Source organism: Nonomuraea cypriaca, assembly GCF_015645445.1.
Taxonomy (GTDB): Bacteria; Actinomycetota; Actinomycetes; order Streptosporangiales; family Streptosporangiaceae; genus Nonomuraea; species Nonomuraea cypriaca.
On record NZ_JADOGI010000211.1, the window covers coordinates 1 to 17807 of the forward strand.

The following is a 17807-nucleotide window of genomic DNA, read 5'->3' on the forward strand; positions in this document are numbered from 1 at the left end:
GTGCGTGGGTGGTGGTCGCCACCGGGGCGGCGGGTGACGTCAGCACGCGCCCGCACCGCCGTGCGCAGACGCCGCGGGAGTGCGAGCGCCTGGGTGCCCTCGTGGCCGGCGCCGTCCTGCGCGGCCTGCGGCGACCCGCACGTTCGGCCGTCTCCGGGGAGGTGCGCGTGCGGCGCGTACAGGTGCCGTTGTCCCCCAAACCACCCGGCGCGCCGGCGACCGGCCCTCTGGAGGAACGGCTGCGCGCGGCGGAGCGGGGCGGCGATCCCGTCGCGATCCGCACGGCCTGGACCGCACTCCAGGCGGCCCGTCTGGCGGCCGTACAACCGTCTCCCACCGATCTGTCCTGCGCGGTGTCGGTCGCCGGGGTCGGCCCGCTGTCACTCGTGGCTCTGGGCGCGGAGCCTTACCTCGATATGGCCGTGCGGCTCGACCGCGCCGCCACGGGGCCCGCCGTGCTGATCGGCTACACGAACGGCTACCTGGGGTATCTGCCCGTACGCGAGGCGTACCGGCGCCCCGAGTACGAGGTGCTGCGCACCCCCGTGGCCCCTGGAGGCGCGGAGCACGTCCTGGCCCGCGCCACCGAGCTCATGGGCGAAGTTCACGACTGACCGGTCCGTCACGCCACGGACCCAGGGTTCGCACGAACGCGGGCCGGCCATCGCGTACCGGCTCGAAAGCTTTGCCAAAGCCCTGAAACCCCGACGGGCACGGCGATTCACGGCTTATTCAGGGCCACACACCTTGCGACGGCATTTGCCACGCTTGCAATGATTATGAGGGCTTATATACGTTTTACGGCATTGCGGCAAACCGTCTTGGGCGAGCACTCGCCGGACCGTTGCCGCAGGTTGACAGGCCTAATCCGCATATCGCGGAGCCGGGGACCCACTTTTCCGGGGTGAATCGGACGCCAGCCGAGACTGCCTTCCGTAGAGCACTTCCAGGCTCGAACCCGTCAGCTAACCCGGTAGGCGACATGGAAGCAAGGAGTAAATCCCCTGGTGTTCGATTTCACCAAACGACTCAGGCTGTCCGCCGCCGGCGCCCTCCTGGCGGGAACCGCCGTACTGGCGGGCGTGACAGGCCAGGCCCTGGCGACGACCGACGAGCAGGGCCCGGCGCCCGCGGCAGCGGCCCATCCTGCCGCAGCGGCCCAGCATGAGCGCAAGCAGCTCACGTACGGCCTGGACGTCTCCAACCACCAGCCGACGCACAACTGGAACGCCAGCCCGGCCAAGTTCGGCATCATCAAGGCCACCGAGGGCACGACCTTCCGCGACAAGTCCTTCGCCAGGCACTGGCAGGAGCTGGGTAAGAAGGGGATAGTGCGCGGTGCGTACCACTTCGGCCACCCCAGCAACAACCCCATCGCCGAGGCCGACCACTTCCTGGCCATGGTGAACTCACAGCCCGCCAAGGCCGGCGACCTGCTGGTGCTGGACCTGGAGTCGGCCGATGGCAAGTCCGTCGCCGAGGTCAACGCCTGGGCCAAGGCATGGCTGTCGCACGTGAAGGCCAAGACCGGGGTCACCCCGATGTTCTACAGCGGCTGGAACTTCGCCGACACCTACGGCAAGGGCCTGTCCCAGTACCCGCTGTGGGTCGCCCAGTACAGCAAGCCGAAGGGCACCGTGACCCCGCCGGCCGACTGGAAGTCCTGGACCATCCACCAGTACTCCGACTCCCCCATCGACCAGAACGTCTCGGTCCTGACCCCCGACGAGCTACGCAACCTCGGCCGCAAGGCCGCCTGACCCGGCGCCGCCGACCGCATCGCCCGTGATCCATACGGGCGATGCACCAGATGATCGCGAGATGCGGCTATTCGCCCTCTGGCGGCGAGACGAACGTCCCCTTCTGCGGGAGCGTGTAGAGCTCTCCGGCATCGCGGAGGTGGGCCACGGCCTTTCGCACAGTGCCGACCGCCACACCGAGCTCCTCAGCAAGCCGCCTCTCGGCAGGGATGGGCTGACGACGCCGATATTGCGCAGCCGCGATTCGACTGCGGATCTCCTCGACCACCTGCATCCACACATAGGCGTCCGGCTGTACTTCCATGCCGGGCCTGGCCGGACCGTCGACCAGGGCCGGGCCATGGGCTCGTTCCGCGGCCCGATCACCTTGGAGACGAGCAACCCCCTTCGGCGATTACCTGAACGCCGCCACGTTCTCCACCGCCCATTCGGCGAACGTCCGTCCCTGGCGTCCCGTGAGACGGGGGACCACGGCAGCCCACCCCTCGTTGAACGGGTCGTGGTCGCGGGCCGACTCCGCCCACATACCGAACAGCCAATCAACCACCCCTGCGGGATACCCGTCGGCGATCCACTGGTCCCGTGCCGTCACCGGATCCTGTTCCTCCAGACGCACCCGCTCGCCGAGTGCTGTCCCGATCGCTTCGACCTGCTGGGCGATGGTGAGCGCCTCCGGCCCGGCGAAGGTGTACGTGTGTCCCTCGTGCCCGTCCTGGAGCAGGACCGCAGCGGCGACGGCGGCGACGTCGGCCTCGTGCGTGGGCTGGGTCACCGCCCCGCCGTACGGACGCCGCACCAGCCGCTCGGCCCGGATCGACGGCGCCCAATCCAGCCAGTTCCCCGCGAACTCGCCGGGCCGGACGTGGGTCCAATCCAGGCCCGATGCCTCCACGGCACGCTCGCTGACGTGGTAGCCGCCCTCGAACGCCTCGTCATCGGCCCCGGCCCCCGACAGGTCCACGATTCGCCGTACCCCCGACTCCACGGCCAGCGCGACGACCTCGGCGGCCGTCTGCGCGACCGGGAACAGGTACAGCCGCTCCACACCTACCAGCGCCGCCCGCAGCGACTCCAGGTTTTCCAGATCGCCCTCGCACACCTCGACCTGGCCGGGCAAGGCGGCACTGGCGGGGTTGCGGGTCAGGGCACGTACGTGCCGCTCCGCCTGCAGCAGTTCGGCGACGACCCGGCGGCCCACGACCCCGGTCGCTCCGGTCACCAGGATGGTCATGCCGCCTCCCCAAGGAAGTCCCCCGCGTGGTCGGCTGCCCACTGGGCGAACGTGCGTGGCGGGCGGCCGATGATCTCCTCGTACGTGCCGGTCGGCGGCAGCGCGCCCGGGCCGTCCACCGCGTCGGCCAACAACTCGATCATCCAGTCGGCCATCTCCGGCGGGTAGCCGTCGGAGAGCCACTGGGCGCGGGCCTGCGCGGGGGTCAGTTCCTCGAACCGCACCTCCGTCGCGATGGCGGCACCGATCTCCGCCGCTTGCTCGATCTGGGTGACCTTGGCCGGGCCGGTGATCGTGTACGCCGCGCCGAGATGCTTGTCAGTGATCAGCGCCGCGACCGCCACATCGGCCACGTCCGCCTCATGGACCAAGGGATAACCGGACCGGCTGTATGGCGCGCGGACCCTACGCTCGGCGCGGATCCGCTCCGCCCACCCGAGCGCGTTGACGGCGAGTAGTCCCGGGCGTACGTGCGTCCACTCCCGGCCGGTGGCCTCCACCATGAGCTCCAGCCCGCGATGGGCCTGTCGTTCTTCCTCCAGGTGGCGGCCCAGCGCGCTCAGGTCGTCCGACGGGGCGAACCCGGCGGCCGCCGCCGAATGCACCACGAACCGGCGTACGCCCGCCATGACCGCCTGCTCCACGAATCCGAGCCCAGCGGACTCCGGCGTGTAATACGCGTACGGGAACACATAGACCCGCTCGGCTCCCTTCAGCGCGGCCGGCCAGGTGTCCGGTTGCGTGAAGTCCCCGTGGACTGACTCCACTCCCTGCGGGAGGCGGGCCGTCCGCGGGTCGCGGACCATGGCGCGTACCCGCTGGCCGGCGCCGACCAACCCGTCGACGACGCGACGGCCGATGTTGCCGGTCGCGCCCGTCACTAGAATCGTCACGTTACTCCTCTGTTTGCTTGGGGCGACATGCCGCCGTCGCGTCCGTGACCGTGGTTTCGCGGCGGCGGCGTTGAGACCCGCCGATGCTAGGCCCCTCCAGCAGAGCCCGCATATGGACCGTTCCAACGGAGTGGGTAGGGATGGGTTATGGAACCGATCATCATTCAGCGCGTCTACGACCACGCGCCCGCACGTGGCACCGTGTTCCTGGTCGACCGCGTGTGGCCACGGGGGGTGCGCAAGGAGGATCTGCGCATCGATGGGTGGCTGCGGGATGTGGCGCCCTCGAACGAGTTGCGCCAGTGGTTCGGCCACCGTCCCGAGCGGTTCGCCGAGTTCGCCGAACGCTACCGGGCCGAGCTCGCCGAACATCCCGAAGTGCTCCAACCGCTGCGCACCGCCGCCGAGAAGGGACCGGTGACCCTGCTCTACTCGGCCAAGGACCCCGACCACAACCAGGCCGTGGTGCTGCGCGACCATCTCGAGCACGTCCGCCAGAGATGATCGCTACCGGATCACCCGGTACGTCAGGTGACTGACGAGGCCGGTGCCCGAGGGGTCGCAGAGGGGCTCGAGGGTGATGTCTCCGACGTTGTCGAGCAGCCGCTCGCCTCTCCCGAGGATGTTGCGGCCCATGACGAAGGCTCCGGCCGCGGTGATGGCCTCGATCACGTGGCGTGCCGCTCGGGCTCATCGAACATCCACCGGTGCAGGCGCTCCCCCACTCCCTCGCCGAACGGCTTGTCCAGGCTCTGGTTCGGTCCTGCCACGAAGCCGTCGAGGGACATCGCCATGTCGCACGTGACCATGCTCATCTCACTGCCTCCCGCGTTCCCGGCGCCCGTCTGGCGCCGCCGTCATCAGGAAGTCGGAGCCGTCCGCCCGTTCTCTACATGCCGGCACATGTCTCAGGGCGTGAACTCGAACCGGGGTGTGGAGGGGCGGAGGAGCACGTACTCGGGGGTCGCGGGCCAGAGGGCGATCAGTTCGGAAGAGAGCGTGGCCGTCAGGGACTCGACGTCCTCCCTGGCCGAGCCGTGCAGGGCCTCGGCGACGATGAGGATGTCGGTGGTCGTGTCGCGGATGGCCGAGAGGCCGCTCTGGCGGTTGGTCCAGCGGCGGGCGTGCGCCTTCCCCGCCGCGTCCGCGAAGATCACTTCCCCGGGCGCCGGGTGCTCGGTGTCGCCGCCGAAGGTCACGTACGTCTCGTCGCCGGCCGCGTACCTGACCTCCACGTACTCGGAGATCCTGGCGAGGTCGAACACCGCCACCGGGATCGCGTACGCGATGGAGACCGCGTTGCAGAGGTCGATCAAGGGGTGCAGGCGGGGCAGCGCGCCTTCCTTCCTGAAGCGGCGCAGCAGCGACTCCGACGCGCACCGGTATTGAGTCGGCTTGAGGCCCATCCTGGAGAACGTCCGCCGCCACGCCTGGATCTCCGGCAGTTCGCCTTCCGAGGCGGTCGCGAGCCGCTTCGCCGCGACCTCACCGAAGTGGGCGAGCCGGTCGTCGAGGGAGACGTCCGCGGTGATGCCCCGCGCGAAGATCGCCGCAGGTACGAGCTCAGGGAAGTCTCGCCAGATGTCGGCAGAATGCTGGAAATGCACCGGCCACCTCGTCCTCACAGCCACAGAGCAGGAACCGATCACGATACTCGCCCCTGGCCGATATCGCGGGTACGGCGGGCCGCCGCCGCGTAACAGGCGCAGGCCGCCGCCGTGAGGATGGCCGCCAGCAGCAAGGGCCGCCCGGCGACGCCCATGACCACTACCCCGAGAGTGGCGCCGACCTGACGGCCGTTCAGTCCCGGACCCCGGGGACGCCGCCGGGTGTGTCGGCCGCGTTCGGCGTGTCGTGGTCGGGTGTGGTGGCCCAGCTGGCGAGGAGGCGGAGTTTGTCTTCGGAATCGCTTGCGGGCTGGGCGTTGTAGGCGACCAGGCTGAGGCCGTCGGTGGTCAGGTCCAGGGATTCGTAGGTGAGGTGGAGGAGACCGACGACGGGGTGGTGGACGGGTTTGCTGCCGAGGTGGTGCTGGCGGACGTCGTGGCGGGCCCAGCGGGTGCGAAAGTCGTCGCTGCGGGTCGACAGCTCGCCGATGAGGTCGGTGAGGTCTTTGTCGTAGGGGTCGCGGCCCGCCTGGGCGTGCAGGAGGGCGACGGTGACGTCGGCGGCGCGGTCCCAGTCGCCCCAGAACTGGTGGGAGCGGGGGTCGAGGAAGATGAACCGGGCGTGGTTGGGGGTGGCGCTGCGGGCCGCGTCGAACATGGGCGCGAGCAGGGCGCGGCCAAGGGTGTTGGTGGCCAGGACGTCGCCGCGGCCGTTCTTGACGAAGGCCGGGGAGCCGGTCATGGAGTCCAGGAGCCACTGGACCGAGGGCCGTACCTGGGTGGGGGCAGGGCGGCGGCGCCGCCGCGGGCCGGGGCCCGCGGCGCGGGCGAGATCCTCCAGGTGGGTGCGTTCTTCGTCGTTGAGCCGAAGCGCGCGGGCCAGGGCGTCCAGGACGTGGTCGGAAACCCCTGACAGGTCGCCGCGTTCCAGGCGGGAGTAATACTCCACGCTCACTCCGGCCAACTGGGCGACCTCGGCACGGCGCAGTCCGGGGACCCGCCGGGTGCCGTAGGAGAGCAACCCGGCCTGCTGTGGGCTGATCCTGCCGCGCCGGGAGGTCAGGAACTCACGGATCTCGCTGCGGTTGTCCACCCTCCCAGGGTAGGCCGCCTCCAACCGTCCTGGGGTGCCCTGCCAGTACACCTTTCACCAGTGCCTTCCTCCCTGTCTGACCAGCACTTGTACTGGTGGAGGCCACTCGCCCGAGGCTGGTTGATCGTCAACTGGCCGCTGAGAGAACACCGGCCCAGGGAGTACATGCGATGCGTGGCGTAGTGATGCACGCCCCCGGCGACGTCCGGGTGGAGCAGCGGGAGGACCCGAAGATCCTCGCCCCGACCGACGCGATCATCCGGCTGTCCGCGTCCTGTGTCTGCGGGACGGACCTGTGGCCCTACCGTGGCGTCGACCCGCTCAAGGGCCCAACTGCGATGGGCCATGAGTACGCAGGCGTCGTCGAGGAGGTCGGCAGCGAGGTGAAGACCGTCAAGCCCGGCCAGTTCGTCGTCGGCTCGTTCGGTCCACCTGCACGGCGGCCCGGCCCCGGTCCGGCGGTTCCTGCCCGAGCTGATCGACCTGATCTGGAACCGGACGATCAATCCCGGCAGGGTGTTCGATCTCGAACTCCCCCTGGACCGGGCCGCAGAAGGCTACAAGGCCATGGACGAACGCCTCGCCATCAAGGTCCTCCTCCAGCCCTGACCCGGCATCCACGAGGGCCGGTGCGCTTTTTCCGGTCCTCTTGCTGATCGAAGGAGAAGTGAGGAATTCATGTCTGACAAGCTCTCTGGCGAAGACCACCGCGATGGGCAGGCGCCGCCGGGGGTGTCCCGGCGGGGTTTCCTGTCGACGACCGCCGCCGGTGGTGTGGTAGCCGGCGTCCTTGCGTCCGCGCTCGCCGCGGAGCGGGCCGGCGCGTCGATCGGGCAGGTCGTGGCACCCGGCGGTAGCAGCGCTGCGCTGTCGGTGACGGTGAACGGACGGCGCCACCAGGTGACGATCGACAACCGCACGTCGCTGCTGGACCTGCTGCGCGAGCGGCTCGCCTTACCCGGCACGAAGAAGGGCTGCGATCAGGGCGCGTGCGGCGCGTGCACGGTGCTGGTGGACGGCCGCCGCGTCAACGCGTGCCTGACGCTGGCGGTGCGGTGCCAGGACGCCGAGGTCACCACGATCGAGGGCCTGGCCGCAGGCGAGGGTGAGCTGCACGCGTTGCAGCGGGCGTTCATCGAGCAGGACGCCTTCCAGTGCGGCTACTGCACCCCGGGGCAGATCATGTCCGGCGTGGCCTGCATCCGCGAGAGCCACACCGGCTCCCGGGAGGAGATCCGGGAGTGGATGAGCGGCAACGTCTGCCGCTGCGGCTGCTACGTCAAGATCGTCAATGCGGTCGCGCAGGCGGCGCGCGAGGGCAGGAGCTGACATGTACCCCTTCGCCTACACCAAGCCCGCCGACACCCGTGCCGCGCTCGCGGCCGGGGCGCGCGGCGGCCGCTACATCGCCGGCGGCACGACGCTGGTCGACCTGATGCGCGAGACGGTGGAGCGCCCCGGCACCCTGGTCGACATCAGCGGCCTGCCGCTGCGCGACGTACAGGCCACCGAGCAGGGCGGGCTGCGGATCGGCGCGCTGGCGAGCATGGCCGACGTCGCCGCCGACTCGCGGGTGCGCTCCGCCTACCCGGTGATCGCCCAGGCGCTGGAGCTGAGCGCGTCGGCGCAGTTGCGGAACATGGCCACCATCGGCGGCAACATCCTGCAGCGCACCCGCTGCACCTACTTCCGTGACGTCAGTGCCCCCTGCAACAAGCGGCGACGCGGGTCCGGGTGCGCCGCCCTGGAGGGCTACAACCGCTCACACGCGATCCTGGGCACGTCGGATGCGTGCGTGGCGACCCATCCGTCCGATCTGGCCGTGGCGCTGGCGGCTCTGGACGCCATCGTGCATCTGCTGGGCCCGGACGGGGAGCGCAGCCTCGCCCTGACCGAGTTCCTGCCGCGGCCGGGCAATACCCCCGACCGCGAGCACGACCTGCGGCCGGGCGAGCTGATCATCGCGGTGGAGATCCCACCGCATCCGCGCCCCTTGCGATCGGGGTACCTGAAGGTTCGCGACCGGCAGTCGTACGAGTTCGCGCTGACGTCCGCGGCGGTCGTGCTGAACATCACCGGAGGTGTCATCCGCGACGCCCGGGTCGCCGCCGGCGGGGTGGGCACGGTGCCGTGGCGGCTGACCGCGGTGGAGCGGCGGCTGACCGGCGCCAGACCCTCGGACCGGCTGTGGGCGGAGGCCGCCGCGGTCGCGGCCGACGGCGCCCGCCCGCTGCGCCACAACGGCTTCAAGGCGGAACTGCTCAAACGCACCGTCGAACGTCAACTGCGCACCGTGGGAGGAACGCGATGACACGGCCCGCGGCGGGCACGCCGCTGTCCCGGGTGGACGGGCGGCTGAAGGTGACCGGCCAGGCCGCCTACGCCGCCGAGCACGACGCCCACGGCACCGTACGCGGCGTCGTCCACGGCGTGATCGTCACCAGCACCGTGGGCCGGGGGCGGATCACCGGGATCGACACCCGGGCCGCCGCCGCGCAGCGCGGTGTGCTCACGGTGATCAGCCATCTGAACGCGCAGAAACTGCCCTACCTGCCCTTCCGGGGTGTGCCCGATCCCGCTCGGGGAGGGGGAGAGCGGCTGCGGGTCTTCCAGGACGACCGAGTCAGGTTCTTCGGCCAGCCGGTCGCGGTCGTGGTGGCGGAAACCCTGGAGGTCGCTCAGCACGCGGCGAGTCTGGTGAAGGTCGCCTACGACGGCGAGCGGCCCGCGACCGACCTGGCCTCCCCGGCCGGCCCGCCCAACAAGCCGGAGAACTATCAGCGGGGCGACGCCGAGGCTGCGCTGCGGCAGGCGCACACCCGGCTGGAACGGACCTACCGGCTCCAGCGTGAGCACCACAATCCGATGGAGACGCACGCCACCATCGCCCGCTGGGACGGCGACCGGCTCACTCTGTGGGACAAGACCCAGAACGTCCTCAACACCCGGGCCGACCTCGCCGCCGTGTTCGGCATCCCGGCCGAGTCGATCCGGGTCGTCTCGCCGTTCGTCGGCGGCGCGTTCGGCAGCGGGCTACGGGCCTGGCCGCACGTCACCATCGCCGCGCTGGCCGCCCGCCAGGTACGCCGCCCGGTGAAGGTCGTACTGACCCGTAAGCAGATGTACACCGGGACGGGCCATCGCCCCGTCACCGGCTACACCCTCACCCTCGGCGCCGGCCAGGACGGCCGGCTCACCGCGGCCGTGCACGACATCCGCGCCGAGACCTCCACCTACGAGGACTACCGGGAGTCGCTGACCATGCAGGGCCAGATGGTGTACGCCACGCCCAACGTCCGCCAGACCTACCGGTCGATCCCGCTGGACATCAACACCCCCACCTACATGCGCGGCCCGGGGGCGGCCACCGCCGCGTTCGCCATCGAATGCGCCATGGACGAGCTCGCCTGCGAACTCGGTATGGACCCGATCGAGCTGCGCCTGCGCAACGAACCCGACCGGGATCCCGGCACCGGGTTACCGTTCTCCACCCGGCGGCTGCGCGAGTGCTTCCGCGTCGGCTCCCGTACCGTCGGCTGGGACGACCGCGATCCCGAGCCGCGCTCGGCCCGCGACGGCGACTGGCTGCTCGGCACCGGCGTCGCCGTGGCCACCTACCACACCGTGCGCGCCCCGGCCCAGGCCCTGGCCAGACTCGACGCCGACGGCGACGTGACCGTCCAGTGCGCGACCTCCGACATGGGGCCGGGCACCTACACCTCCATGACCCAGGTCGCCGCCGACGCCCTCGGCCTCCCCGTGCCCAGGGTGCGGTTCCAGCTCGGCGACTCCACCATGCCGCCGGCGCCACCCCACGGCGGCTCCATGACCATGGCCAGCGTCGGCTCCGCCGTCCAGGACACCTGCGACAAGCTCCGCCTGCAGGCCATCCGGCTCGCCGTCGAGGACCCCGGCTCGCCCCTGCACGGCGCCTCCGCCGGCGACGTCGCCGTGCGGAACGGCCGCCTGCACCTGCGCGACAACCCCGGACGCGGCGAGACCTACCGGCAGCTGCTGGCCCGCGCCAACCGCCCCCACCTGGAGGCGCGCGGCGGCTACACCCCCGGCGACGAGGTGGAACGGTTCTCCACGCACGCCTACGGCGCGGTGTTCGCCCAGGTCGCCGTCGACGAACGCCTCGGCCTGGTACGCATCCGGCGGGTGCTCGGCGTGTACGACGCCGGCCGCATCATCAACCCCAAGCTCGCAGAAAGCCAGGCCATCGGCGGCATGGTCGGCGGCATCGGCATGGCCCTGCTGGAGCACACCGTCACCGACCCCCGCGACGGCCGCATCGTCAACGCCAACCTGGCCGACTACCTCGTCCCCGTCAACGCCGACGTCCCGGACGTCAACGCCGTCTACCTGGGCGGCGACGACCGCACCGCCGACCCCATCGGCGTCAAGGGCTTGGCCGAGGTCGTGATCGTCGGCGTGGCGCCCGCCATCGCCAACGCCGTCTACCACGCCACCGGCCGCCGCATCCGCAACCTCCCCATCACCATCGAAGCCCTCCTGTGATGCCGGGCGGAGGTCCTTCCAGGCGCACCTGCACGGTGGCCTCCGGGTGGCCGGGCGCTCGCGGTCAGGCGGTCGAGAGGCCGGCGACGAGGTCGGGGAGGCGGCCGGTCGCGGCGGCCACCGCCAGGACGTCCTGGTATTCGCGCCAGAGCACGATCTGCCCGTCCCGCACCCGGAGCACGCCGATGAAGGGCGCCGACACGCGCTCGCCGGTGCCGGGGAGCGTGGCGCCCAGGTCGTACTCGACGATGATCAGGTCGGGGTCGGCGGTGTCATGGACCGTGACCTCGCCCGTCTCCAGCCGGAACGGCAGCGCGGCCCGTCCGGCGCGGGCGATCTCCAGGAACCGGTCGCGCCCCTCGACGCGGCGCGGCCTGCCGGGCGGCGCGAACGGCGTCTCCACGACGACGTCCTCCGCCCACAGCCCGTCGACGTCCTCTCCGGACATGTGCCGCCGCAGCCCCTCGAAAACCTCGCGCGCACCCATAGCGAACTCCTCCCCGAGCATTAATATGAGTCACCACTCACAATCCAGAAAATAATGAGTCGCCACTCATGTTGTCAACGGGAGCACGATGACCGCTCAGTTGCGCGCCGACGCCCGGCGCAACCGCGAACGCATCCTGGCCGCCGCCGAGGCCGTCTTCGCCGAGCGGGGCGCGGCCGCCTCTACGGAGGAGGTCGCCGCGCGGGCCGGGGTCGCGATCGGCACGGTGTTCCGGCACTTCCCCACGAAGAACGACCTGCTCGGCGCGATCGTCAAGGGCCTGCTCGCCCGGCTGGCTGAGGAGGCGGACGCGCTGGCGGAGGGCGGGGATCCGGAGAAGGCGCTGTTCGCGTTCTTCACGCACGTGGTCGAGGAGGCGGCGGCGCGCAAGACGGTGGCCGAGTTGCTGGCGGGCGGCGGCGTGGACGTGCGGGTGGGCAAACCGCTGGAGCGGCTCCAGGAGTCGGTGGGCACGCTGCTGCGGCGCGCCCAGCAGGCGGGGGCGGTCCGCGATGACGTACGGCCTGACGAGGTGATGGCCCTGCTAGCCGCCACCTCCCAGGCCGCCTTGCTGGGCGGCTGGGACCCCGACCTGCGGAACCGTACCCTGAAGATCGTCTTTGCCGGATTCCGGGCGTGAGCCGGTCTTCGTCCGAGTCAGAGCACGCGGCTGAGGAACGCCTTCGTACGCGGGCTGCTCGGGTTGTCCAGCACCTCGGCCGGCGTGCCGGACTCCACCACGACGCCGCCGTCCATGAACACCACCCGATCGGCCACCTCCCGCGCGAACCCGATCTCGTGGGTCACCACGATCATGGTGAGTCCGTCCTCGGCCAGGCCCTTCATCACCGCGAGCACCTCGCCGACGAGCTCGGGGTCGAGGGCGCTGGTCGGCTCGTCGAACAGCATCAGCTTGGGCCGCATGGCCAGCGCGCGGGCGATCGCGACCCGCTGCTGCTGCCCGCCGGACAGCTGCCGGGGGTAGCTGCCCGCCTTGTCCTCCAGCCCCACCCGGCGCAGGAGCGCGTGGGCGCGTTCCCTGGCCTGCTCGCGCGGCTCGCCCCGGACGCCGACGGGAGCCTCGATGACGTTCTGCAGCACGGTGAAGTGCGGGAAGAGGTTGAACTGCTGGAAGACCATGCCGATCTCCGTGCGCTGGCGGGTGATCTCGCGCTTGCGCAGGTGACGTACCTTGCCCCCGGACGACTCGAACCCGATCAGGTCGCCGTCGACGTGGATCGCGCCACCGTCGATGGTCTCCAGGTGGTTCACGCAGCGCAGGAACGTCGACTTGCCCGAACCGGACGGGCCGAGGACGACCACGACCTCCCCCGGCTGGACGTCCAGGTCGATGCCCTTGAGCACCTCGAGCTGGCCGAAGTGCTTGCGTACGCCGCGGGCGTGGACCATGGGGACGGTCACGAGGGCACCTCCGGTGGGGGCAGCGGGCGACGGCGGAAGGTCAGGAAGGACCAGAAGCTCTGCGGGGCGTTCCTGGTGGCTCCGCGCGCGTAGTGGCGCTCGATGAACGACTGGCCGACGTACAGGACCGAGGTGATCAGCAGGTACCACACGCAGGCGACGATCAGCAGCGGGATGGTCTGGAAGGTGCGGTTGTAGATGGACTGCACGGTGTAGAGCAGGTCGGCCAGCGCGATGACGCTGACCAGGGACGTGGCCTTCAGCATGCTGATGACCTGGCTGCCGGTCGGCGGGATGATGAAGCGCATCGCCTGGGGCAGCACGATCCTGCGGAAGGTGCGGGCGTTGCTCATCCCGAGCGCCGAGGCGGCCTCGGTCTGCCCGGGGTCCACCGACATGAGGCCGCCGCGGATGATCTCCGCCATGTAGGCGCCCTCGTTCAGCCCGAGGCCGAGAATGGCCGCGAGCAGCGGGGTGATGAGCACGTTGGTGTCGGCGCTGACGAACTCCGGGCCGAACGGGACGCCGAACGACAGCCGCGGCAGCAGGTACGACAGGTTGTACCAGAGCACGAGCTGCACCAGCACCGGCGTGCCGCGGAAGAACTAGACGTAGAGACCGCAGGCGCCGCGCGCGACCGGGTTCTCCGACAGGCGGCCGATGGCGAGCAGCACCCCCAGGACGACGCCCACGGCCATGGCGATCACGGTCAGGAGCAGCGTGGTGAAGATGCCCTGGCCGATGATCTGCGCGTTGACATACCTGCCGACCACGTCCCACTGGAAGTTCGGGTTCGTGACCAGCAGGCTCACGAGCTGCGCGGCGAGCACGAGCAGGATGATCGAGGCGACCCAGCGCAGCGGGTGGCGGGTTCTGGACGCGCCCGCCACATCTACTTCAGGCAAGGTCATGACTTCGCCAGGTTCACGCCGGCCTGGTCGATCTTGTTGTCGCCCGTTCCCCACCTGTCCATGATCTTGGCGTAGGTGCCGTTGTCCATGAGCTGCTGGATGCCGTCCTTGAGCACGTCGCGCAGCGGCGAGTCCTTGCCGACGACGGCGCCCTGGTAGAGGTCGTCGAAGCCGTTGCGCTGCCCCTTGCCGGCCAGCTCCAGCTTGCCGCCTGCCTGGCCGACGAAGTAGGTGAGGGGCGCCTGGGAGGAGAAGAACGCGTCCGCCCGCCCGGAGCTGACCGCCAGCACCGAGGTGGGCTGGTCCTTGTACGACTGCACGCCGATCTTCGGCTTGCCCTCCTTGGCACACGTCTCGGACTGGCCCTTGATCACGCTCTCGGCCGAGCCACCGGCCATGACCGAGATCTTCAGCCCGCACGTGTCCTCGACCGAGCCGATCTTGTCCGGGTTGCCCTTCGGCACGGCGAAGACGACGTACTCCTTGACCCAGTCGACGAAGTCGTTGGACTTCTGCCGGTCGCGGAAGTCGCCGACCGGGCCGATGGCGAAGTCGTAGCGGCCGGAGGCGATGCCGGTGAGCGAGCTGGGCAGGCCGTCCACGGTGACGTGCTCGATCTTGACGCCGAGCAGCTGGCCGAGCGCCTCGGACATGTCCGCGGCGGCGCCGGTCAGGGACCTGCCGTCCGCTCCGGCGATCTCGTACGGCGGGAACGAGCCGTTGTTCACCGAGACCAGCTTGCCCGCGGTCTTCACCTTCTCCGGCAGGCGGGCGTACAGTGCCTGGTCCTTTGCCTGCGCGGCGGCGCCGGCGCCGGGCTCCTGGGAGGTCAGGACACCCTCGGCTTCCTCCGGGTTGGCGCCGCAGCCGGCCAGCAGAAGTGCGGCGCCGAGCAGGGCGGCCGTCGCGTACTTAGACATGTCGCTCCAATCGTGGGTCGACGGCGAAGCGCCGGTTCTCGAGGACGGGCAGGGTGCGGCGGGCGGCGGCGAGGTCGTCCGCCGAGGCGTCGGCCCACAGCAGGCCCGGATCGGCGCCGAGACGGGCCCGGGTGACGCCGAGCGGGTCGACGATCATGCTGGCCCCGATGTTGCGCCTGCCGCATTCACCGGAGGCGGCGACGTAGCAGGTGTTCTCCAGGGCGCGGGCGGTCACCATGACCTCCCAGTGCCATTCCTTGGCCGGTCCGCGCACCCACGCGGTGGGCAGCGCGATCACCTGCGCGCCCTGGTCGGCCAGCAGCCTGGCCAGTTCGGGGAAACGTACGTCGTAGCAGGTCATCATGCCGACCTTCCAGCCGGCGCAGTCGAACACGACCGGCGCGTTCGTGCCGGGGACGACGTTGTCGGACTCGCGGCGGCCGAAGGCGTCGTACAGGTGCAGCTTGGTGTAGGTGGCGACGATCTCCCCGTCCCTGGCGGCCACCAGGACGTTGGACACCCGGCCGTCGGGGGCGGGGGTGTGCACGCCGGCGATCACGGTGGTGGAGGTGCCGAGCGTGCGTTCGACCAGCCCGCTGACGAACGGCCCGTCCAGCGGCTGCGCGGCCTCCCTGATGCGGGCGGGCTCGTCGACGAACAGCGACAGCGACCCCTCGGGCAGGACCAGCAGGTCGGCGCCGCCCGCCACGGAGCGGTCGACCAGGTCACGGCAGGTCTTGAGGTTGGCGGTCCAGTCCTCCTCGGACGCGAACTGCCCCACGGCGATTCTCATTGGTCGAAGACCTCCTCGGCGGTGATGCGGCGGGGCGAGATCCCCTGGGCGTGGAGTTCCTCGCAGAACGCGGCGGTCATGGCGGTGTTGGGGGCGGTGCCGTACGGCATCCAGTCCTCGCCGAAGGTCCTGGCCGTCGAGGTGAGGTCGTCGAGCAGCCACGGCGTGGTGTCGGCGAGCAGCCGCCGCCTGGCCAGCCAGTGCCGCTTGGACCGCTCGAACAGGTCCTGCACGGCCCGCGGCAGCCAGGGATGACGCTCGAAGCTCTCGCGCTTGAGCGTCACCAGGTGGATGCCGGGGACGAAGCCGGTCCGCCGGTAGTAGGCGAGCTCGGCGGCGCGGTGGTCGGGCAGGAGGTGCCGGAAGCGGCTCTCCCCGGTGAAGAACTCCGCCGGCATGAACGGGGTCATGATGGCGTCGTACCGGCCGGCCGCCAGCCCTTCCGCGAGGCCGTCGCCGGTCAGGGAGACGTTCTCCGGGAACGGGAGCGGGCCGGTTCGGTCCTTGCCCGTCTCGCCGGCGACCAGCGGGCCCACCGTCCAGGTGACGCCGCCGAGGTCCACGCCCGCGGCCCGCAGCAGGGCCCTGGTCCAGGTGTTGCCCGAGTCGGGCCAGCCGGTGAGGCCGACGCGCGCGCCCTTGAGCTCCTCCAGCGAGGTCAGCTCGCTGTCGCGGCGGACGAGGACGCAGCGGTGCCTGAAGCCGCGCATCACGAAGACGGGCAGGCCGACCAGCCGGTCGTCGCCCATGGCGCGGCCGAGGACGTACCTGCTGAAGGAGGTCTCGCCGCCGTCCAGGCCGGGCTCGGCCAGGACGTCGGGCGTGACGGCGCGGGATTCGAGATCCAGCTCGAAGCCCTCCGGCCGGACATTCCCTGTCGCCACGGGCACGAGATGATCCCAATCCCGTAGCGCAAGCCGAATGTTCGCCACAAACCCCCCAAACGATGTCAGTTGCCGCGAATTGCCTGAAACCATATGTTCAGGCAAACGAACCACACAAGATGATCTTTGTTGCTGAACAAAGATTTACGGATCGATCAATGGGGGGCCGCGTGGAGGCCGCATGGCTGGCGGAACGGATCGGCGAACCGAGCGCGCGCGGCATCGCCGCGACCCTGACCGACCTGATCAGGGACGGGACGGTGACGGCGCGGACGCGCCTGCCCACGGTCCGGAGCCTGGCCAGGGAGCTGCGGGTCAGCTCGGGAACCGTCGCGGAAGCGTGGTCCGAGCTGCGCAGGCACGGGATGATCCACACGGATCGCCGCAGGGGCACGGTGGTGCTCGGCCCGCCCGACGTGCCGCGCCCCATCCGGTACGAGCGCATCGGCCACTTCGGCGACCGCCTGGCCATCGACCTCGCGATCGCCTCGCCCGACCCGGCCCTGCTACCGCCGCTGGAGGCCGCGCTGGTCGCGGCCGCCCACACGGACCGGCTCAACGACTACACGCGCGAGACGATCACGCCGCGCCTGCGCGCCGCCGTCGAGCCGGACTGGCCGTTCCCCGCGCGCGGCTGGCTCGCGGTCGGCGGCGGGTACGAGGCGGTCCAGCTGCTCTGCCAGACGACGGCGCTGCCGGGCGACAGGATCGCGATCGAGGAGCCGACCGCGGCCCGGCTGCTGGACATCCTGGAGACGATCGGCGTACAGATCATCCCGGTCGCCTGCGACGAGGAGGGGCCGCTGCCCGGCGCGCTGGCCAAGGCGTTGCGGGCAAGGCCGGTGGCGTTCGTCTACCAGCCGCGCGGCCAGTCGCCCTGCGGCCACGCCGTGACCCCCGGGCGGTCCGCCGAACTGGCCGCCCTGCTGGAGCCCACGCCGACCCTCGTCGTCGAGGACGACGGGATCGGCGAACTGTCCGTCTCCCCCATGGTCAGCATGGGGACGCGTTTTCCCGACCGTACGGTGCTGGTCAGGTCGTACTCCAAGTCCCACGGGCCCGACCTGCGCATCGCGGTCATCGGCGGGGCGGCGGAGGCGGTGGAGCGGGTACGCGTGCTGCGCAGCTTCGGCACCGGCTGGACCAGCAGGATCCTCCAGGACACGCTGGCCCACCTGCTCGGCGACGCGGAGGTGCGCGCCCGCGTCGAGCACGCCCGCGGGCTCTACGCCGGCCGCCGCGCGCGGCTGGCCGCGGCGCTGGCCGACCGCGGCGTGCGTACGGG

Annotated in this window: 23 protein-coding genes, 1 pseudogene and 1 riboswitch; of the genes and pseudogenes, 9 read left to right on the plus strand and 15 right to left on the minus strand. The window is 70.8% G+C overall.

Annotated elements, in window-relative coordinates:
• The coding region (locus ITP53_RS43560; RefSeq protein WP_207757257.1) for a hypothetical protein at positions 1-614 on the plus strand (614 nt) is incomplete at its 5' end.
• Positions 615-850: 236 nt separating this feature from the next.
• Positions 851-995: riboswitch (cyclic di-AMP (ydaO/yuaA leader) on the plus strand.
• A 12-nt stretch (positions 996-1007) separates the two neighbouring features.
• A complete protein-coding gene (locus ITP53_RS43565; RefSeq protein ID WP_195901340.1) occupies positions 1008-1760 on the plus strand; it encodes a glycoside hydrolase family 25 protein in 753 nt (250 codons plus the stop codon).
• 67 nt (positions 1761-1827) lie between these two features.
• Here ITP53_RS43565 and ITP53_RS43570 read toward each other — a convergent pair whose 3' ends face one another.
• The 3 genes from ITP53_RS43570 to ITP53_RS43580 all read right to left on the minus strand — a co-directional run bounded on the left by ITP53_RS43570 (position 1828) and on the right by ITP53_RS43580 (position 3884).
• Positions 1828-2064: a GntR family transcriptional regulator gene (locus ITP53_RS43570; RefSeq protein WP_195901341.1), complete on the minus strand. Its 237-nt coding sequence runs from the start codon at positions 2062-2064 to the stop codon at positions 1828-1830.
• A gap of 90 nt (positions 2065-2154) precedes the next feature.
• Positions 2155-2991 (minus strand): NAD(P)H-binding protein, encoded by an 837-nt coding sequence (locus ITP53_RS43575; RefSeq protein WP_195901342.1) that lies wholly within the window; start codon positions 2989-2991, stop codon positions 2155-2157.
• Positions 2988-3884: an NAD(P)H-binding protein gene (locus tag ITP53_RS43580; protein ID WP_328817681.1), complete on the minus strand. Its 897-nt coding sequence runs from the start codon at positions 3882-3884 to the stop codon at positions 2988-2990. The genes ITP53_RS43575 and ITP53_RS43580 overlap by 4 nt, the downstream gene beginning before the upstream one ends.
• A 147-nt stretch (positions 3885-4031) precedes the next feature.
• Between ITP53_RS43580 and ITP53_RS43585 the strand changes: the two genes are divergently transcribed.
• A complete protein-coding gene (locus ITP53_RS43585) occupies positions 4032-4388 on the plus strand; it encodes a DUF488 domain-containing protein (protein WP_195901343.1) in 357 nt (118 codons plus the stop codon).
• A gap of 3 nt (positions 4389-4391) precedes the next feature.
• On the opposite strand, the gene ITP53_RS56460 is transcribed toward ITP53_RS43585, so the two are convergent.
• The 5 genes from ITP53_RS56460 to ITP53_RS43600 form a co-directional block, all read right to left on the minus strand.
• Positions 4392-4556 carry a hypothetical protein gene (locus ITP53_RS56460; protein ID WP_207757259.1) on the minus strand — a complete coding sequence of 55 codons (165 nt, stop codon included), beginning with the start codon at positions 4554-4556 and terminating at the stop codon, positions 4392-4394.
• Positions 4553-4699 (minus strand): hypothetical protein, encoded by a 147-nt coding sequence (locus ITP53_RS56465; protein ID WP_207757260.1) that lies wholly within the window; start codon positions 4697-4699, stop codon positions 4553-4555. Before ITP53_RS56465 ends, ITP53_RS56460 begins: the two co-directional genes overlap by 4 nt.
• Before the next feature lie 93 nt (positions 4700-4792).
• Positions 4793-5491, minus strand: a complete 699-nt coding sequence (locus ITP53_RS58495) for a B3/B4 domain-containing protein (protein ID WP_195901344.1) — start codon at positions 5489-5491, stop codon at positions 4793-4795.
• A 38-nt stretch (positions 5492-5529) separates the two neighbouring features.
• Positions 5530-5652 carry a hypothetical protein gene (locus ITP53_RS59770; RefSeq protein WP_268961357.1) on the minus strand — a complete coding sequence of 41 codons (123 nt, stop codon included), beginning with the start codon at positions 5650-5652 and terminating at the stop codon, positions 5530-5532.
• Between the two features lie 32 nt (positions 5653-5684).
• Positions 5685-6584, minus strand: a complete 900-nt coding sequence (locus ITP53_RS43600) for a helix-turn-helix transcriptional regulator (RefSeq protein WP_195901345.1) — start codon at positions 6582-6584, stop codon at positions 5685-5687.
• A gap of 170 nt (positions 6585-6754) precedes the next feature.
• On the opposite strand from ITP53_RS43600, the pseudogene ITP53_RS61500 reads away from it, so the two are divergent.
• From ITP53_RS61500 to ITP53_RS43620, 4 genes and pseudogenes are all read left to right on the plus strand, one after another.
• Positions 6755-7009, plus strand: a pseudogene (locus ITP53_RS61500) (alcohol dehydrogenase catalytic domain-containing protein); the annotation flags it as partial.
• A 253-nt stretch (positions 7010-7262) separates the two neighbouring features.
• Positions 7263-7913, plus strand: coding sequence for a (2Fe-2S)-binding protein (locus ITP53_RS43610; RefSeq protein ID WP_195901346.1), 651 nt, complete (start codon positions 7263-7265; stop codon positions 7911-7913).
• Between the two features lies 1 nt (position 7914).
• A complete protein-coding gene (locus ITP53_RS43615; protein WP_195901347.1) occupies positions 7915-8895 on the plus strand; it encodes an FAD binding domain-containing protein in 981 nt (326 codons plus the stop codon).
• Complete coding sequence (locus tag ITP53_RS43620) at positions 8892-11105, plus strand: xanthine dehydrogenase family protein molybdopterin-binding subunit (RefSeq protein ID WP_195901348.1); 2214 nt, start codon at positions 8892-8894, stop codon at positions 11103-11105. The genes ITP53_RS43615 and ITP53_RS43620 overlap by 4 nt, the downstream gene beginning before the upstream one ends.
• Positions 11106-11169: 64 nt before the next feature.
• Here the strand turns inward: ITP53_RS43620 and ITP53_RS43625 are convergent, their stop codons facing one another.
• Positions 11170-11592 carry a nuclear transport factor 2 family protein gene (locus ITP53_RS43625; RefSeq protein WP_195901349.1) on the minus strand — a complete coding sequence of 141 codons (423 nt, stop codon included), beginning with the start codon at positions 11590-11592 and terminating at the stop codon, positions 11170-11172.
• An 88-nt stretch (positions 11593-11680) separates the two neighbouring features.
• On the opposite strand from ITP53_RS43625, the gene ITP53_RS43630 reads away from it, so the two are divergent.
• Entirely contained in the window at positions 11681-12232 is a 552-nt protein-coding gene (locus tag ITP53_RS43630; protein ID WP_195901350.1) for a TetR/AcrR family transcriptional regulator, read from the plus strand.
• A 17-nt stretch (positions 12233-12249) separates the two neighbouring features.
• On the opposite strand, the gene ITP53_RS43635 is transcribed toward ITP53_RS43630, so the two are convergent.
• Genes ITP53_RS43635 through ITP53_RS43655 form a run of 6 tightly spaced genes read right to left on the minus strand, consistent with a single transcriptional unit; the run spans position 12250 to position 16522 of the window.
• Positions 12250-13002, minus strand: a complete 753-nt coding sequence (locus ITP53_RS43635; RefSeq protein ID WP_195901356.1) for an amino acid ABC transporter ATP-binding protein — start codon at positions 13000-13002, stop codon at positions 12250-12252.
• 8 nt (positions 13003-13010) lie between these two features.
• On the minus strand, positions 13011-13595 hold the full coding sequence (locus ITP53_RS58500; protein ID WP_407941388.1) for an amino acid ABC transporter permease: 585 nt from the start codon (positions 13593-13595) through the stop codon (positions 13011-13013).
• A 24-nt stretch (positions 13596-13619) separates the two neighbouring features.
• The gene (locus tag ITP53_RS58505; protein WP_236051793.1) at positions 13620-13919 is read right to left on the minus strand and encodes a hypothetical protein; all 300 of its coding nucleotides are present in this window, start codon (positions 13917-13919) and stop codon (positions 13620-13622) included.
• A 2-nt stretch (positions 13920-13921) separates the two neighbouring features.
• On the minus strand, positions 13922-14845 hold the full coding sequence (locus ITP53_RS43645; protein WP_195901351.1) for an ABC transporter substrate-binding protein: 924 nt from the start codon (positions 14843-14845) through the stop codon (positions 13922-13924).
• Complete coding sequence (locus ITP53_RS43650) at positions 14838-15638, minus strand: carbon-nitrogen hydrolase family protein (protein WP_195901352.1); 801 nt, start codon at positions 15636-15638, stop codon at positions 14838-14840. The genes ITP53_RS43645 and ITP53_RS43650 overlap by 8 nt, the downstream gene beginning before the upstream one ends.
• Positions 15635-16522 carry a substrate-binding domain-containing protein gene (locus ITP53_RS43655; RefSeq protein WP_207757261.1) on the minus strand — a complete coding sequence of 296 codons (888 nt, stop codon included), beginning with the start codon at positions 16520-16522 and terminating at the stop codon, positions 15635-15637. Before ITP53_RS43655 ends, ITP53_RS43650 begins: the two co-directional genes overlap by 4 nt.
• Positions 16523-16692: 170 nt before the next feature.
• Here ITP53_RS43655 and ITP53_RS43660 point away from each other — a divergent pair.
• Positions 16693-17807 (plus strand): aminotransferase class I/II-fold pyridoxal phosphate-dependent enzyme (locus tag ITP53_RS43660; RefSeq protein ID WP_195901354.1); only part of this gene is annotated, 1115 nt, incomplete at its 3' end.

Bases quoted from the DNA above. Each gene is read 5' to 3' on its own strand.
- ITP53_RS43650 (WP_195901352.1), bottom strand. From the start codon at position 15,638: ATGAGAATCGCCGTGGGGCAGTTCGCGTCCGAGGAGGACTGGACCGCC.
- ITP53_RS43645 (WP_195901351.1), bottom strand. From the start codon at position 14,845: ATGTCTAAGTACGCGACGGCCGCCCTGCTCGGCGCCGCACTTCTGCTG.
- ITP53_RS43630 (WP_195901350.1), top strand. From the start codon at position 11,681: ATGACCGCTCAGTTGCGCGCCGACGCCCGGCGCAACCGCGAACGCATC.
- ITP53_RS43575 (WP_195901342.1), bottom strand. From the start codon at position 2,991: ATGACCATCCTGGTGACCGGAGCGACCGGGGTCGTGGGCCGCCGGGTC.
- ITP53_RS43625 (WP_195901349.1), bottom strand. From the start codon at position 11,592: ATGGGTGCGCGCGAGGTTTTCGAGGGGCTGCGGCGGCACATGTCCGGA.
- ITP53_RS43635 (WP_195901356.1), bottom strand. From the start codon at position 13,002: ATGGTCCACGCCCGCGGCGTACGCAAGCACTTCGGCCAGCTCGAGGTG.
- ITP53_RS56465 (WP_207757260.1), bottom strand. From the start codon at position 4,699: ATGAGCATGGTCACGTGCGACATGGCGATGTCCCTCGACGGCTTCGTG.
- ITP53_RS43585 (WP_195901343.1), top strand. From the start codon at position 4,032: ATGGAACCGATCATCATTCAGCGCGTCTACGACCACGCGCCCGCACGT.
- ITP53_RS43620 (WP_195901348.1), top strand. From the start codon at position 8,892: ATGACACGGCCCGCGGCGGGCACGCCGCTGTCCCGGGTGGACGGGCGG.
- ITP53_RS43610 (WP_195901346.1), top strand. From the start codon at position 7,263: ATGTCTGACAAGCTCTCTGGCGAAGACCACCGCGATGGGCAGGCGCCG.
- ITP53_RS43570 (WP_195901341.1), bottom strand. From the start codon at position 2,064: ATGGAAGTACAGCCGGACGCCTATGTGTGGATGCAGGTGGTCGAGGAG.
- ITP53_RS43615 (WP_195901347.1), top strand. From the start codon at position 7,915: ATGTACCCCTTCGCCTACACCAAGCCCGCCGACACCCGTGCCGCGCTC.